Source organism: Mycolicibacterium arabiense (assembly GCF_010731815.2).
GTDB classification, from domain to species: Bacteria; Actinomycetota; Actinomycetes; order Mycobacteriales; family Mycobacteriaceae; genus Mycobacterium; species Mycobacterium arabiense.
The window spans coordinates 2816487-2831700 of record NZ_AP022593.1 but is presented as its reverse complement, the minus strand read 5'-3'; the positions used below and the strand labels follow the sequence as shown (position 1 = coordinate 2831700).

17 protein-coding genes are annotated in these 15214 nt (G+C 69.6%); 11 read left to right on the top strand and 6 right to left on the bottom strand.

Translation table 11 applies throughout. The features are described 5' to 3' along the window. Positions 1 to 71 precede the first annotated feature (71 nt). The 6 genes from G6N61_RS15300 (at position 72) to deoC (ending at position 4195) form a co-directional block, all read left to right on the top strand. Positions 72 to 1412 carry a DUF445 domain-containing protein gene (locus G6N61_RS15300; RefSeq protein ID WP_163919281.1) on the top strand — a complete coding sequence of 447 codons (1341 nt, stop codon included), beginning with the start codon at positions 72 to 74 and terminating at the stop codon, positions 1410 to 1412. Between the two features lie 91 nt (positions 1413 to 1503). Then, positions 1504 to 1935 (top strand): helix-turn-helix domain-containing protein, encoded by a 432-nt coding sequence (locus G6N61_RS15295; RefSeq protein ID WP_163919280.1) that lies wholly within the window; start codon positions 1504 to 1506, stop codon positions 1933 to 1935. A 60-nt stretch (positions 1936 to 1995) separates the two neighbouring features. Further along, positions 1996 to 2718, top strand: a complete 723-nt coding sequence (locus G6N61_RS15290; RefSeq protein WP_163919279.1) for a heparin-binding hemagglutinin — start codon at positions 1996 to 1998, stop codon at positions 2716 to 2718. A gap of 51 nt (positions 2719 to 2769) precedes the next feature. After that, positions 2770 to 3054 (top strand): DUF2516 family protein, encoded by a 285-nt coding sequence (locus G6N61_RS15285; RefSeq protein WP_163919278.1) that lies wholly within the window; start codon positions 2770 to 2772, stop codon positions 3052 to 3054. Positions 3055 to 3059: 5 nt separating this feature from the next. Beyond that, on the top strand, positions 3060 to 3476 hold the full coding sequence (locus G6N61_RS15280) for a DUF2599 domain-containing protein (RefSeq protein ID WP_163919277.1): 417 nt from the start codon (positions 3060 to 3062) through the stop codon (positions 3474 to 3476). Then, positions 3476 to 4195 carry a deoxyribose-phosphate aldolase gene (gene deoC / locus G6N61_RS15275; RefSeq protein ID WP_163919276.1) on the top strand — a complete coding sequence of 240 codons (720 nt, stop codon included), beginning with the start codon at positions 3476 to 3478 and terminating at the stop codon, positions 4193 to 4195. The genes G6N61_RS15280 and deoC overlap by 1 nt, the downstream gene beginning before the upstream one ends. A 4-nt stretch (positions 4196 to 4199) precedes the next feature. On the opposite strand, the gene G6N61_RS15270 is transcribed toward deoC, so the two are convergent. The 5 genes from G6N61_RS15270 to G6N61_RS15250 all read right to left on the bottom strand — a co-directional run bounded on the left by G6N61_RS15270 (position 4200) and on the right by G6N61_RS15250 (position 8652). Next, positions 4200 to 5420, bottom strand: a complete 1221-nt coding sequence (locus tag G6N61_RS15270; RefSeq protein WP_163919275.1) for a TerC family protein — start codon at positions 5418 to 5420, stop codon at positions 4200 to 4202. A gap of 68 nt (positions 5421 to 5488) precedes the next feature. Next, on the bottom strand, positions 5489 to 6418 hold the full coding sequence (locus tag G6N61_RS15265; protein WP_163919274.1) for an LmeA family phospholipid-binding protein: 930 nt from the start codon (positions 6416 to 6418) through the stop codon (positions 5489 to 5491). Further along, positions 6415 to 7230: a carbon-nitrogen hydrolase family protein gene (locus tag G6N61_RS15260; RefSeq protein ID WP_163919273.1), complete on the bottom strand. Its 816-nt coding sequence runs from the start codon at positions 7228 to 7230 to the stop codon at positions 6415 to 6417. Before G6N61_RS15260 ends, G6N61_RS15265 begins: the two co-directional genes overlap by 4 nt. A gap of 20 nt (positions 7231 to 7250) precedes the next feature. After that, the gene (locus G6N61_RS15255) at positions 7251 to 8039 is read right to left on the bottom strand and encodes a class I SAM-dependent methyltransferase (protein WP_163919272.1); all 789 of its coding nucleotides are present in this window, start codon (positions 8037 to 8039) and stop codon (positions 7251 to 7253) included. A gap of 106 nt (positions 8040 to 8145) precedes the next feature. Continuing rightward, positions 8146 to 8652 (bottom strand): DUF2505 domain-containing protein, encoded by a 507-nt coding sequence (locus tag G6N61_RS15250; protein ID WP_163919271.1) that lies wholly within the window; start codon positions 8650 to 8652, stop codon positions 8146 to 8148. Between the two features lie 26 nt (positions 8653 to 8678). Between G6N61_RS15250 and G6N61_RS15245 the strand changes: the two genes are divergently transcribed. Then, positions 8679 to 9728 (top strand): UDP-N-acetylmuramate dehydrogenase, encoded by a 1050-nt coding sequence (locus tag G6N61_RS15245; RefSeq protein ID WP_163919270.1) that lies wholly within the window; start codon positions 8679 to 8681, stop codon positions 9726 to 9728. 15 nt (positions 9729 to 9743) lie between these two features. Beyond that, positions 9744 to 11033: a L,D-transpeptidase gene (locus tag G6N61_RS15240; RefSeq protein ID WP_235887555.1), complete on the top strand. Its 1290-nt coding sequence runs from the start codon at positions 9744 to 9746 to the stop codon at positions 11031 to 11033. A 5-nt stretch (positions 11034 to 11038) separates the two neighbouring features. Here the strand turns inward: G6N61_RS15240 and G6N61_RS15235 are convergent, their stop codons facing one another. Continuing rightward, positions 11039 to 11788, bottom strand: coding sequence for an SDR family NAD(P)-dependent oxidoreductase (locus tag G6N61_RS15235; RefSeq protein WP_163919269.1), 750 nt, complete (start codon positions 11786 to 11788; stop codon positions 11039 to 11041). A gap of 192 nt (positions 11789 to 11980) precedes the next feature. Here G6N61_RS15235 and G6N61_RS15230 point away from each other — a divergent pair, with 192 nt between their 5' ends. The 3 genes from G6N61_RS15230 (at position 11981) to G6N61_RS15220 (ending at position 15200) form a co-directional block, all read left to right on the top strand. After that, entirely contained in the window at positions 11981 to 13306 is a 1326-nt protein-coding gene (locus G6N61_RS15230) for an ROK family transcriptional regulator (protein ID WP_163919268.1), read from the top strand. Between the two features lie 71 nt (positions 13307 to 13377). Further along, a complete protein-coding gene (mshA, locus tag G6N61_RS15225) occupies positions 13378 to 14685 on the top strand; it encodes a D-inositol-3-phosphate glycosyltransferase (RefSeq protein ID WP_163919267.1) in 1308 nt (435 codons plus the stop codon). Further along, entirely contained in the window at positions 14682 to 15200 is a 519-nt protein-coding gene (locus tag G6N61_RS15220) for a type III secretion system chaperone family protein (protein ID WP_163919266.1), read from the top strand. The genes mshA and G6N61_RS15220 overlap by 4 nt, the downstream gene beginning before the upstream one ends. The last annotated feature ends 14 nt before the right edge of the window (positions 15201 to 15214 follow it).

The window sequence follows — 15214 nt, the reverse complement described above, 5'->3', positions numbered from 1 at the left end:
TCCCTCGTCCGAGTCGATGATACGGCGCAGCCCGGGCCATGGGGCGGTGGGCGGAATCCGCCCACCGGGCGATGACGGATGATGGAGGCGTGTCTTTGCGCGAAGTCCCCGGACCCGATCAGGCGACGCGTCCCAGCCTCGCGACCACGCTCGCCGGCGTCGACTCCTCCGCCGATGCCGAACGGGCCCGCTCGCTGCGCCAGATGAAGCTGGTGGCGCTCGGGTTCCTGCTCGGCGCCACCGTGGTGTTCCTGGTCTGCACGTGGGCACAGTCCAACGGTGCCGCGCCATGGGTGGGTTACGTGCGCGCCGCCGCCGAGGCGGGCATGGTGGGCGCGCTCGCCGACTGGTTCGCGGTGACGGCGCTGTTCAAGCACCCTCTCGGCATCCCGATCCCGCACACCGCGATCATCAAGCGCAAGAAGGATCAGCTGGGCGAGGGCCTCGGCACCTTCGTGCGAGAGAACTTCCTGTCCGCCGAGGTCATCGAGACCAAGCTGCGTGATGCGCAGGTCACCGCCCGCGTCGGCAGGTGGCTGGCACACCCGACGAACGCCGAGCGGGTGGCGGCCGAGGCCTCCACCGTCCTGCGGGTACTGGTCGAGATGCTGCGCGACGACGACGTCCAGCAGCTGCTGGACCGCATGATCGTCAAGCGCGTCGCCGAGCCGCAGTGGGGGCCGCCGATCGGCCGGGTGCTCACGTCGCTGCTCCAGGAGGAACGCCAGGAGGCGTTGCTGCAGTTGCTGGCCGACCGCGCCTTCGAGTGGTCGCTGAACGCCGGCGAGACCATCGAACGCGTCATCAACCGCGATTCGCCGACGTGGTCGCCGCGCTGGGTCGACAACCTGGTCGGCGACCGCATCCACCGCGAGCTGATGGACTTCACCGACAAGGTGCGTCGCGACCCCCAGCACGAACTGCGGCAGTCGGCGACGAAGTTCCTCTTCGAGTTCGCCAACGACCTGCAGCACGACGACACGACGATCGCCCGTGCGGAGAAGGTCAAGGAACAGATCATGGCCCGCGACGAGGTGACCCGGGCAGCAGAGACGGCGTGGACGGCCGCCAAGCGGATCATCCTCGAGTCGGTCGACGACCCGTCGTCGGCGCTGCGCGAGCGCGTGGCGGACTCCGTGGTGCGCATCGGGGAGTCGCTGCGAGACGACCCGGAGCTGCGCGACAAGGTCGACAACTGGATCCTGCGCGCCGCGAAGCACCTCGTCTCGCAGTATGGGACGGAGATCACAGCGATCATCACCGAGACCATCGAGCGCTGGGATGCCGAGGAGGCGAGCCGCCGCATCGAACTGCACGTCGGCCGTGACCTGCAGTTCATCAGGATCAACGGCACCGTGGTCGGATCGCTCGCAGGCCTGATCATCTATTCGATAGCTCAACTACTGTTCTGACCTGCGCTAGCAGGTGCTTGCAAAAGTTAGCACCCCGTTCTACGGTTGATTTCGTCATCGAAGATCAATCGCGGATGAGGGGGCAACGTACGTGTCGCAAGACGAGAACATTGCCGCCGTCGTCACCAGTGCGGCGTCCAGCGCAGCACAGGACATCGGCGGCTTCATCCGGGCCAAGCGGGAGGCCGCGCACGTATCGGTGAGGCAACTCGCCGAGCAGGCCGGGGTCAGCAACCCCTACCTGAGCCAGATCGAACGTGGGCTGCGCAAGCCGTCAGCCGACGTGCTCAGCCAGATCGCCAAGGCTCTGCGGGTTTCCGCTGAAGTGCTCTACGTCCAGGCCGGAATGCTGGAGCCGACCGAACGGAGCGAAGTGCGGGACGCCATCGTCGCCGACGCTGCCATCACCGAGCGGCAGAAGCAGGTGCTGCTCGACATCTACACCTCCTTCGTTCAGCAGAACGAGGCGTTGGCAGTCGAAGCGGCTTCCGTCGTCATCGACGAGGAACCGGGGACGGACTGAAGTCCGCGCATCCGATCGACGAAGAAACATCCGAAGAATTCCGAGAAGGGAAACACTGACATGGCCGACAAGAACCAGACCAACATCGAAGACCTCAAGGCTCCGCTGCTCGCCGCCGTCGGTGCGGCCGACCTGGCGCTCGCCACGGTCAACGAGATCGTCGCGACCCTCCGTGAGCGTGCAGGCGACGCCCGCAGCGACGCCGAGGCGCGCGTCGAAGAGGCCCGGGCCAACCTGAACAAGCTGTCCGAAGAGCTGCCGAGCCAGGTGGGCGAGATCCGCGAGCGCCTCAACGCCGACGAGCTGCGCAAGGCCGCCGAGAACTACGCCGACAACGCGACCACCACCTACAACCGGCTCGTCGAGCGTGGCGAGGAAGCGCTTACCCGCCTCCGCAGCCAGCCCGCGATCGAGGATGCGGCCAACCGCGTCGAGAGCGTGACCGACCAGGCCGTCGAGCTGACGCAGGATGCGCTCGGCACCGTGGCCACGCAGACCCGCGCCGTGGGTGAGCGTGCCGCCAAGCTGGTCGGCGTCGAACTGCCGAGCAAAGCCGCCCAGGCGGCCACCCCGGTGCAGCGAGCGGCCAAGAACACTCCCGTGAAGAAGGCCCCCGCCACCAAGGCCCCCGCGGCCAAGGCGCCGGCCAAGGCGACCACCGGCAGCACCCCCGCCAAGGCTCCGGCTGCCAAGGCGCCCGCCGCCAAGGCCACGCCTGCCAAGACCGCCGCGAAGAAGGCCCCGGCCAAGAAGGCTCCGGCCAAGAAGGTCACCCAGAAGTAGCACGCGAGGCCCACGTGGCACAGGAGGGCGTGACCCGCATAGGCTTGAGGCGTGGAGCCTCAGAACCTGGTGGGTTACGTCCTCCTCGTCATTCAGGTGGCGGCCCTGGCGACCGGCGCGTACGCCTTCGTCCACGCCGCCATGCAGCGCCCCGACGCATTCACCGCCGCCGAGAAGATGAGCAAGCCGATCTGGCTCGCCATCATCGGCGGCACCGCCCTGCTGGCCTTCGTCCTCGGCGCTCCCGTCGGTTCGGCCGTCGTCGCGTGTGCGGCAGGCATCTACATCGTCGACGTGCGTCCCAAGGTCCTCGACGTCCAGGGCAAGTCCCGGTAACTCGAGTGCTCCGCCTCCTCGCCGCCGGTCTGGCGGCCGTCGCACTGACCGCGCCCGTCCTCGTGGCGGCACCGGCGTCCGCCGAACCGGCCGCGGGCCCGCCGTTCGTAGCCAGCACGCACTGGGCCAAGTGGGGTGACCTGTCCACGCTGCGCGTGTATCCGACGGCGTCGGCCCGCTCGATCTCGACCCAGCCCGGCACCGTCGTCCAGGCCGACGAGGCGTGGGCCGAGGTCCTGGCCCAGGCGCCCGACGCCGACATCCCCGGCATGCGGGCACAGTTCATGTGTCACTGGCAGTTCGCCGAACTCGTCGAACCCGGCAAGACCAGCTGGAACCTCGAACCGTGGCGGCCCGAGGTCGACGAGGCCACGATGATCGCGACGCGATGCAATCCCGGTGGCACCGAGGAGCCGTTCTGATGGACCGGTGGGCAGGAGCGGAGCGACCGGGGGATCAGACGCGCCAGTGGACCCGCAGTCGCGTGTCCGAACTCGTCGACCACACGCTGCTCAAGCCCGAGGCCACCGAGAACGACATCGCGTTCTTCGTCGAGGAGGCAACCGAACTCGACGTGTACGCGATCTGCGTGTCGCCGTCGATGCTCAAGGCCGTCAGCCGGTGCGGTGCGGTCGGATTGACCACCGCCGCCGTCGTCGGCTTCCCGTCCGGCAAGCACGTCCCGGAGATCAAGGCGCACGAGGCGTCGGTGGCCGTCGCGATGGGGGCGACGGAGATCGACATGGTGATCGATGTCGGTGCCGCCGTCGCCGGCGACTTCGAGACCGTGCGCGCCGAGATCGCCTACGTCCGTGCGGCGATCCCGAACACCGTGCTCAAGGTGATCGTGGAATCCGCTGCGCTGCTTGATCTCTCGGGTGAGCAGACCCTGATCGACGTGTGCCGTGCGGCCATGGCCGCTGACGCCGACTTCGTCAAGACGTCGACGGGATTCCACCCGGCGGGCGGGGCATCGGTCCGTGCCGTCGAGTTGATGGCCGACACCGTCGGTCCCGAGGTCGAGGTGAAGGCCAGCGGTGGCATCAGGACCGCCGCCGACGCCATCGCCATGCTCGACGCCGGGGCGACCCGGCTGGGTTTGTCGGGCACCCGCGCCGTGCTCGACGGGCTGCCCGACTGACCCGCTAGGTCAGCTTCCGGTCGAACGTCTTGGCCTCCCCGCGCTCGACGGCGCCGTCGTGCCGAGCGGCCGCCCGCTCGAGCAGCTCCATCAGCGCAGGCTCGTCGCGCACCATCTGCCGATACTTCGGGCCCAGCGCCAGGATCTGGTCGCGCTCGGCCAACAGCTTGTTGAATATGCGCTCGCGTTCGGCGGCGTCCGTCGTGTACTCCGCGTCGAGGTAGGCCGTGGCGTGGCGCCGCGCGTTGGCGATCGCCGTCTGCGCCTTGCCCTTTCGGCTGACCAGCGATGCAATCACGGTGACGACGAGGACCCCGATGATCACCGACAGGGACACCGCGGTGCTGATCTCGACGACGCTCACCGGTTCGCCGTCGTTTATGAACGGCACGTTGTTCTCGTGCAGCGCGTGCAGCATCAGCTTGACGCCGATGAAGCCGAGGATGGCGGCCAGGCCGTAGGAGAGGTAGATCAGGCGGTCGAGCAGGCCGTCGATCAGGAAGTACAGCTGCCGCAGGCCCAGTAGGGAGAACGCGGTCGCGGTGAACACGATGAAGACGTCCTGGGTGAGGCCGAAGATCGCCGGGATCGAGTCGAGCGCGAACAGGATGTCGGTGCCGCCGATGGCGACCATGACCAGCAGCATGGGCGTCATCGCCCGCTTGCCGTCGACGAGGGTGAACAGCTTGTCGCCGTCGTAGTGCTCGGTGGTGTGAAAGACCTTCTTGGCCAACCGGATGATGAAGTTGTCGGCCGAGTGCGACTCCTCGCCGTCGGGCTTGAGCATGTTGCCCGCGGTCAGCAGCAGGATCAGCCCGAACAGGTAGAACACCCACGCGAAGGAATTGATCAGCGCGGCGCCGAGGAAGATGAACCCGGTGCGGGCGATCAGCGCGAACACGATCCCGAACAGCAGCACCTTCTGCTGGTCCTCACGCGGCACGCGGAAGCTCGCCATGATGATGAGGAAGACGAACAGGTTGTCGACCGACAGCGCCTTCTCGGTGACGTAGCCGGCGAAGTACTCGCCACCGGCCTGGCTACCGCCGAAGACGAGCACTCCGACGCCGAACAGCACCGCGATGCCGACGTAGAGCGCCGACCAGGTGGCCGCCTCCTTGAGCGTCGGCACGTGTGCCTTGCGGACGTGGAAGAAGAAGTCGAACAGCAGCAGGCCGACGATCCCGACGATCGTCAGGCCCCATACCCAGCTTGGAACAACCATGATCAACAGTAAACACGGTCGACGCGTCGGCGCTGGTCAGATGCCATGACGACAGCGTGACGGTCAGGCTAGATGCCCGAGAAGCAGGCGTCGTCGCCCTGGCCGCCGGCAGGCATGGTGGCGTTCTGCGCCGAGAGCTTGGTGACGATGCCCGAGTCGGTGACCTCGATGCTGTCGGCGCGAAGCGCTAGCGGATAGTCCTTGGTCAGCTGGGCGGTGAACACGTCGAGTGCCGGCTGCACTGCCTCACGCGGCAACGTGAAGCCGAGGCCGGTCAGCTCCACCACCTCCAGCGAGATGGCGCCGTCGACGACCCGCGGCTTGGCCACGATGTCGCCGAGCGCGCCCTGCAGCTGCACCGTGCCGTCCGACGGGTCGGTGGTGACGCCGTTGACGAAGCTGCCGATTAGCGGGATGGAGTCCTGAATCGTCTGCTTGATGCCGTCGGACGACCACGTGACGGTCGCGTTCATCGAACCGATGGTGCCCGCCGAGTTGCCGCCCTCGGCGACGCGCACGTCGTCGATGACGATGTCGGCCTTCATGCCCTTGGCCTCGCGCAGCCGGTTGCCCGCGGTCGTGATGTGGATGCCGCTGTAGTGCCCACTGAGGTGTTGCAGCAGGAACGGCCGCGCACCGAACGACACGTCGACGCTGTCCTGCACGACGCACTCGGTGGCCCTGGCGACCTCCTGGTTGCCGAGGTGGCGGGCGTACAGCTCCGCGCCCACCAGTCCGGCGAGTGCCAGCGCGGCCACGATCACCACGACCAGCGTGAGCGAGAGCGGGTCGCGGAACATCCGCTTGCCCGACGAGCCCTTGTCGGTGGGCGGCGGGGGTGGGGTCGAGCCGCCGGTTTGCGTGGGGCCTCCGGGTGGGGGTGGGTAGCCCTGCTGCGGTGCTCCGTACTGCGACGTCGGTTGGTACGAGGGTGCGCCGGTCGGAGGGTTTTGCCCATGCGGTGGCTGGTTGCCCGGACGGGCCCACGGATCGGTCATTGGCGCGATTCTGCCCTACTCCACTGAACGGAGTCCGTGCGGTTGCGCAGCACCCCGATGGATTTGCGGGCCTCGTCGACGGCGTCGGGGTCGACGTCGGCGATCAGCAGACCGGGTTCGTCACCCGCCGAGACCAGCGCCGATCCGGTGGGGGAGGCGACGAGGCTGCCCCCGACGCCCGTCGGTCCCGACGCCGCGATCTCCGACCCGGGATAGGCCTGGTCGACGGCGGCGACGTAGCCGGCGGTGTCGAGCGCGCGGGCGCGGGCCAGCAGCGTCCACTGGTCGAGCTTGCCGGGCCCCGCGCCCCACGACGCGTGCACCGTGATCAGGTGGGCGCCGCGGCGGGCCAGCTCGACGTACAGCTCGGGGAAGCGGATGTCGTAGCAGGTGGTCAGTCCCACGACGACGTCGCCCACCGTGATGACCACCGGCTCCGAACCTGGTGCCACGGTGCGTGATTCGGCGTATCCGAACGCGTCGTAGAGGTAGATCTTGTCGTAGTGCGCGTCGACGCCGGGGCCGGTCGCGATGAGCGTGTTGGTGACCCGCCCGTCGCCGCTGGGGCAGAACATACCCGCCACCACCACGACGCCGGTGCGCTCCGCGATTGCGCGGACGCCCGACGACCAGGGACCGTCGAGGGGCTCGGCAATCGGTTTGAGCGGCACCCCGAACCGGCACATGGTCGCCTCGGGGAACAGCACGAGCCGGGCGCCGGAGTCGGCGGCGCGTTGGGCGTAGTCCTCGACCAGGGTGAGATTGGCCGACGGGTCGGGGCCGGTGGAGACCTGTGCGAGCGCGATCCGCATCCACCGAGCCTACTGCCGGATCAGGTCGGGGCCACCGTGTCCCAGGGGACGCACAGCACGCCGTCGCGCATCCTGCGGCGGGGCGGTTCGACGGGAATCCCCTGGTCGCGCAGCAGTTCGAGCATCGCGCGCCACCGCACCCTCGGTCCGAACACCCCGTGCGCGGCTGCACTGGCCCACGCCCGGTCCGCAGCGGTGAGCAGAGCGTGCACGGGTTGGCCCTCGACGTTGTGGTGGATCAGGACCTTCGGCAGCCGCTCGGCCAGATCCGACGGCTTGTCGATGGCGAACGGGTCGCATGCCAGGACCAGACTCACCGGGCCGAGCGCGTCGAGCAGCACCCAGCAGCACCGCCTGCCCAGTTCGTCGCACGTGCCGTCGACGATCAGGCCGCCGGGTGCGAGCGCCCGCGTCATCACGGCCCAGGCCTCGGGCACGGCGGCGGCGTCGTATTGCCGCAGCACGTTGAATGCGCGCACCAGAATCGGTGTGCGCCCGGCCATTTCGAATCCGCCGAGCCCGAATTCGACGTCCGAGTCGGGGCCCGCGACGGTGCGGGCGGTCTCGACGCGCTCGGGGTGGATCTCCAGCCCCACGACGCGGACATCGTGGCGCACCGTCCGCAGCCGTGCGGCCAATTCGAGCGTGGTGACCGGGAGCGCGCCGTAGCCGAGGTCGACGACCAGGGGATCGGCGGCCGAGAGCAGCGCGGCCCGCACCCGCGGGGAGTGCACCAGCCACCGGTCGCTCCGCCGCAGCCGGTTGTAGCCGGTGGTGCCGCGGGTGAGCTGTCCGATGGGGCCGCTCATGGGTCGATTGTCCACCTCCTCCACCTCGTCGAACGTCGGTTACCGTCACGCCGCGTCGGCGTGTCGCGTGGCGGTAACCAACGTTCGCGGAGACGGGGGCAATGAGTCAGGCGTTGGCCCGCAGCCACTCCGTGGTGAAGCGTTGTTCGGCGCTGAGCAGTTCGACGAGCTGATTGCCGATGAAGTTCTCGACCTTGCCGCCGACCAGCGGGATGCGGACCTCGACGGTGGCGGTGAACTCGAGACGGGAGCCGGATCCGGCGGGCGTCAGCACCGCGGTGCCGGTCAGCGATGCGGGCGCGCCGGGGATCGTGCCCTTCACGGTGCCGGTGGACTGGCCGTCGCGCACGGGCGACCAGATCTCCTCGCGTACGAAGTGCAGGTCGCCGTGGTGGAACTGCGACACCAACCCGGGCAGCCTGCTCGCCCACAGCGTCTGCGTGGTCACGACGTCGATGCCGCCGTCGTCGGTGACCGTCATGGAGTCGAGCGTTGCTTCGTCGGCACCCGAGTCCGCCAGCCGGTCGAGCCAGTACTGCCGATCGCCGAAGGCCCCGTGCACCTGAGTGACAGTGCCGCCGTATTCGGCGGACATGTCGAAGGACCGCGACATAGCCGCCCACGCTACCGTTGGCTCCCGTGGTCACTTCGCACATCGGAGGCGTGGCGGTCGAGGAGGCCGTTCCCCTCGCCCCGCTGACCACCCTGCGCATCGGTCCGGTCGCCCGGCGGTTGCTGACGTGCACGACGACCGATCAGCTGATCGCGGTGCTGCGTGAACTCGCCGATGCCGAACGGGTGCTGGTGCTCGCGGGCGGCTCCAACGTCGTGCTCGCCGACGACCTCGACGACCTCACCGTCGTGCGCATCGCCAACACCGCGGTGACTGTCGAGGGCAACGTGTTGCGCGCCGAGGCGGGCGCGGAGTGGGACGACGTCGTCGCGGCCTCGCTGCGACACGGGCTCGGCGGCCTGGAGTGCCTGTCCGGGATCCCCGGTTCGACGGGCGCCACGCCCGTGCAGAACGTCGGCGCGTACGGCGCCGAGGTGGCCGACACGATCAGCCGGGTGCGGTTGCTCGACCGACGCTCCGGCCGCGACGAGTGGGTGACACCGGACACGCTGGGGTTCGGGTACCGGCACAGCGTCTTGAAGAACTCCGACCACGCCGTGGTGCTCGAGGTGGAGTTCACCCTGGACGTCGAGGGGCGCAGCGCGCCGGTGCGCTACGGCGAACTGGCCAGGACGCTCGGCGTCGAGCCGGGCACCCGCACCGACCCCGCCCGCGTGCGCGCCGCGGTGCTCGAGCTGCGGGCCGGCAAGGGCATGGTGCTCGACGACGACGACCGCGACACCTGGAGCGTCGGCTCCTTCTTCACCAACCCGGTGGTCGGCGAGGCCGACTTCGAGCGGCTGCGCGCCGACGGTCCGCTGCCCAATTACCCGGCGCCCGACGGGGTGAAGCTCGCCGCCGGATGGCTCGTCGAACACGCGGGCTTCGGCAAGGGCTTCCCCGGCAACGGGGCCGCCGCGACGCTGTCGACCAAGCACGCGCTCGCGTTGACCAACCGCGGAACGGCCACCACGGCGGACGTCCTCGCACTGGCCAGAACCGTTCGCGACGGGGTCCGGGACCGGTTCGGGATCGATCTCACACCCGAGCCGTGCCTGATTGGCTGCTCCCTCTAGGTACTCTTGGTCCACGTGACCATCAACCGCCGCCAGGCACTCACTGCGCTCGCGGTCGGTACGTCCGGATTCCTCGCCGCATGCTCGGGCAAATCGATCACCGGTTCCGGTGGAACGCCCGAATCCGAGGCGCCCGCACCCGCCAAGGTGACGTTCTCCCCGGCCACAGCCAGCGCCGACGTCGTCCCCACGACGCCGGTGGCCGCCGAGGTCGAGAACGGGTGGTTCCAGCGCGTCACGCTCACCAATCCCGAGGGCAGGGTCGTCGCGGGGGTCGTCAACCGCGACCGCACGTCGTTCACGGTCACCGAGCCGCTCGGCTACGGCGTCGAGTACACCTGGGGAGGCTCTGCGGTCGGCAACGACGGCAAGGCGATCCCGGTGCAGGGCAGCTTCACGACCGTCAACCCGCAAGTTCAGGTCAGCGGCCAGTTCCAGCTCGCCGACGGTCAGACGGTCGGCGTCGCTGCGCCGATCATCATCCAGTTCGACGCCGATATCGCCGACGAGGACAGGGCGACCGTCGAGAAGGCGCTGAACGTCACCACCGAACCCCCGGTCGAGGGCAGTTGGGCATGGCTGCCGAACGAGGCAGGCGGCTCCCGCGCGCACTGGCGCACCCGCGAGTACTTCCCGTCCGGCACGCAGGTGCACGTCAAGGCCAACCTGTACGGCGTGCCGTTCGGCAGCGGCGCGTACGGCGCTCAGGACGTCACGCTGGACTTCGGCATCGGCAGGCGCCAGGTGGTCAGGGCCGAGGCGTCGAGCCACCGCATCCAGGTGCTCGACGAGGCGGGCGCGGTGATCATGGACTTCCCGTGCAGCTACGGCGAGGGCGACCTCGATCGCAACGTCACGCGTAGCGGCGTCCACGTGGTCACCGAGAAGTACGAGGACTTCTACATGACCAACCCGGCCGCCGGCTACGCCAACGTGCGCGAGCGGTTCGCGGTGCGCATCTCCAACAACGGCGAGTTCATCCACGCCAACCCTGCCAGCTCGGGCGCCCAGGGCAACAGCAACGTCACCAACGGGTGCATCAACCTGTCGATCGGCGACGCAGAGCAGTACTTCAACACCGCCATCTACGGCGACCCGGTCGAGGTCACCGGCACCCGGATCGACCTGTCGTACGCCGACGGCGACATCTGGGACTGGGCCGTGCCGTGGGAGGAGTGGAAGTCGATGTCGGCGCTGTCCGATCAGGCGCCGCCGTCGAACATCCCGGTCAACGCCCCGATCACGCCGAGCGGTGCACCGACGCCGTCGGGCACCAGCACCCCGGTTCCCGCTCCCGGCGGCTAGCGACGTCAGGTCGTCCGGTTGAACCTGCCGTTGGGCGCCTGATCCCGCGGGCGGATGACGATCTGGTCGAGGTTGACGTGCGACGGCTGCGACGCCACGAACCCGATGACCTCGGCGACGTCCTCGGCCACCAGCGGCGTGATGCCGCGGTACACGTTGTCGGCCCGGTCCTGGTCGCCGTCGAAGCGCACCAGCGAGAACTCGGTCTCGACGGCGCCGGGCGCGAGTTCGGTGAGCCGCACCGGCCTTCCGAGCAACTCGCCCCGCAGCGTGCGGTGCAGCGCGCCCTGCGCGTGCTTGGCCGCGGTGTAGCCCGAGCCGCCGTCGTAGGTCTCGAACGCGGCGATCGAGGTGATCGTGACGACCAACCCGTCACCCGAGTCGATCAACATGGGCAGCAGTGCCCGCGTGACGCGGAGCGTGCCGAGCACGTTGGTCTCCCACATCCAGCGCCAGTTCTCCTCGTCGGCGTCGAGCACCGGCTCGAGACCCTTGGCGCCGCCGGCGTTGTTGACGAGCACGTCGACGCGGTCCAGGCCGGCCGCGAGCGCATCGATCGCAGCCTGGTCAGTGACGTCCGCCACAATGGCGGTGCCGCCCACCTCGTCGGCGACCGCCTGTATGCGGTCCTTGCGCCTACCCACGCAGACCACGTGGAAGCCAAGCGCGGCAAGGGTTTTGGCAGTGGCAGCACCGATGCCGGAGCTGGCGCCGGTGACCACTGCGACACGCTGTCGAGTTTCAGAAGCCGTCATTCCCACGACTCTAGCCAGCGTGCTAAATTCTGGTCGTGTCCCTTAGTCAGGCTTCGCGTATCGCCGTCCGGCGTGCGTGTTGTTGTCGTCGCTCGACACGCTGCGCCTGACTGAACCCGGACTCCTTCGTCCTGCTGAGTCGCCAGGTGTGGCCCGAAAACCCACCAGCCGACTTCCCTCAAGGACGACAACGTGTCTACTCCCACCTCCCTCTCCACCACCGCCCTCCTCACCGCGTCGGCCGGTAGCCGCCAGACTGCGGCATCGCACGCCAAGCGCGCACTGCTGGCCCGCCACCACATCGTGGCTCCCTCGCTCCGCGTCGCCGACGCCGCCGCGGCCGCCGTCTTCGGCGCCGCCCGGGTGCGCGGGCCGATCGCCCGCGACGTCATCGCCAAGGTCACCGGCCTGAGCATCGCGACCGTGAACCGCCAGGTCACGGCCCTGCTGGACGCGGGAATCCTGCGTGAGCGCGCCGACCTCGCAGTCTCCGGAGCGATCGGCAGGCCGCGCGTGCCCGTCGAGGTCAACCACGAGCCGTTCCTGACGCTCGCCGTCCACATCGGCGCCAAGACCACGAGCATCGCCGCCACCGACCTGCTCGGGCGGACGCTCGACGTCGTCGAGACGCCCACGCCGGTCGGCAACCAGAGCGCGGCGCTCGCATCGCTGGCAGGCAGTGCGAGTCGCTACCTGAGCCGTTGGCACCGGCGCAGGCCGCTCTGGGTCGGCGTCACCGCAGGCGGCGCGGTGGACAGCGTCACGGGACTGGTGGACCACCCGCGGCTCGGCTGGACGGGTGCACCCGTCGGCGCCGTGCTCGCCGAGACACTCGCGCTGCCGGTCTCCCTCGCCTCGCACGTGGATGCCATGGCCGGTGCGGAACTGCTGCTCGGCGCCCGCAGGCGCGACGGCCGCACCACGGACGCCTCGGCGCGCGACACGGGCACCAGCCTCTACGTCTACGCCCGTGAGACGGTCGGTTACGCGCTGTCGATCGGTGGCCGCGTGCACTCGCCCGCCAGCGGGCCAGGCACGATCGCCGCGCTGCCCGCGCAGTCCGAATTGCTGGGCGGCAGCGGACAATTGGAGTCCACGGTCAGCGACGAGGCAGTGCTCTCGGCAGCGCGACGGCTCCGCATCGTGCCCGCCGGCGGGCCGTCGTCGACCATCGCCGCCGTCTTCCGCGCCGCCCGCGGAGGCGACGAACGGGCGACCGGTCTGCTCGCCGAACGCGCCCGCGTACTGGGTGAGGCCGTGGCGCTGCTGCGCGACATGCTCAACCCCGACGACCTCGTGGTCGGCGGTCAGGCGTTCACCGAGTACCCCGAGGGCTTCCCGCTCGTCGAGTCCGCGTTCGCGCAGCGGTCGGTGCTCGGCGCCCGCGACATCCGCGTGACGTCGTTCGGCAACCGCATCCAGGAGGCCGGGGCCGGGGTCGTCTCGCTCGGCGGGCTGTACGCCGACCCGATTGGCGCCATGCGGCGCGCGCAGAGCCGCCGGCCCGAGTCGGCCTGACCGCAGGCGCGCGATCGGCCGCACGGGCACCGGGCGACGAGGCCGGATCCGCACCGGTGTAAGGATGGGGTGTGCGCGTCGCCGTCCTGTCGGTCCATACCTCGCCCCTGGCGCAGCCGGGAACCGGTGATGCAGGCGGCATGAACGTCTACGTGCTGCAGAGCGCGCTGGAACTCGCCCGCCGCGGCGTCGACGTCGAGATCTTCACCAGGGCCACCGCCTCGACCGACCCGCCGATCGTGCGGGTCGCACCCGGGGCGCTGGTGCGCAACGTCGTCGCCGGACCGTTCGAGGGGCTCGACAAGAACGACCTGCCGACCCAGCTGTGCGCCTTCACCGCGGGCGTGCTGCGCGCCGAGGCCACCCACGAACCCGGGTACTACGACGTCGTCCACTCGCACTACTGGCTCTCCGGCCAGGTGGGTTGGCTGGCCCGCGACCGTTGGGCAGTGCCGCTCGTCCACACCGCGCACACCCTGGCCGCGGTGAAGAACGCGTCCCTGGCGGAGGGGGACAGGCCCGAGCCGCCGCTGCGGTCGGTCGGTGAGCAGCAGGTGGTCGACGAGGCCGACCGCCTGATCGTCAACACCGAATACGAAGCGCGAGAACTGGTTTCACTGCATCGTGCCGATCCCGAGCGCATCGACGTGGTGCACCCCGGCGTCGACCTCGCGATGTTCACCCCTGGCGACAAGCGCGCCGCGCGTAGCGTTCTGGGCATCCCCGGTGACGAGCCGATCGTCGCGTTCGTGGGCCGCATCCAGCCGCTCAAGGCGCCAGACGTCCTGTTGCGTGCCGCGGCAAAACTCCCGGGAGTGCGCGTCGTGATCGCAGGCGGGGCGTCCGGATCGGGCGTCGTCACGCGCCCCGACACCGGCAGCGCCGCCAATCCCGAGGGATTGGTTCGGCTTGCCGAAGAGCTGGGTATCACCGACCGGGTGACCTTCCTCCCCCCGCAGAGCCGTGACCGCCTGGTCGACGTCTATCGCGCCGCCGACGTGGTGGCCATCCCCAGCCATGCCGAATCCTTCGGGCTGGTGGCCGTCGAGGCGCAGGCGTGCGGCACCCCCGTGGTCGCCGCTGCCGTCGGCGGTCTGCCCGTCGCCGTGCGCGACGGCGTCACGGGAACCTTGGTCGCCACGCACGAGGCCGACGACTGGGCCGCCGCGATCGGCGGTGTCCTCGACGGCGACCGCGACGCGATGTCGTCGGCCGCCCAGGCGCACGCCGCGACGTTCTCCTGGGGCCACACCGTCGACGGGCTGCTGGCCAGTTACGGCCGCGCCATCAGCGACTACCGGGCGCGGCATCAGCGCGTCGAACCACCGCCGCGGCGAGACCGGCGCCGGCTCTCGATCCGACGCGGGGTGCGCGCGTGAGCGTCACCTCCGACGTCCGCCAGACCATCGAGAACACGCTCTCCGAGCACGATCTCGAGTACACGTTCCACGACAGCGCAGGCAACGGGCAGCCCGGCGTCGTGGTCGCGCTGCCCGGGGAGCGCAAGCTCAAGACCAACACCTTGCTGCGCATCGGCGAGCACTCCGTACGGGTCGAGGCGTTCGTCTGCCGCAGGCCCGACGAGAACAACGAGGGCGTCTACGGCTTCATGCTGCGCCGCAACCGCAAGCTGTACGGCGTGGCCTACACGCTCGACAAGGTCGGCGACATCTACCTGGTGGGGCACATGGCGCTGCACGCCGTGACGCCCGACGAGGTGGACCGCGTGCTCGGGCAGGTGCTCGAGGCCGTCGACGCGGACTTCAACACCCTGCTGGAACTGGGTTTTCGCACCTCGATCCAGAAGGAATGGGAGTGGCGTGTGGCCCGGGGTGAGTCGCTGAAGAACCTCAAGGCGTTCGAGCACCTCATCGAGGACCACGACGAGGACTGACCGCTGACTCCGTG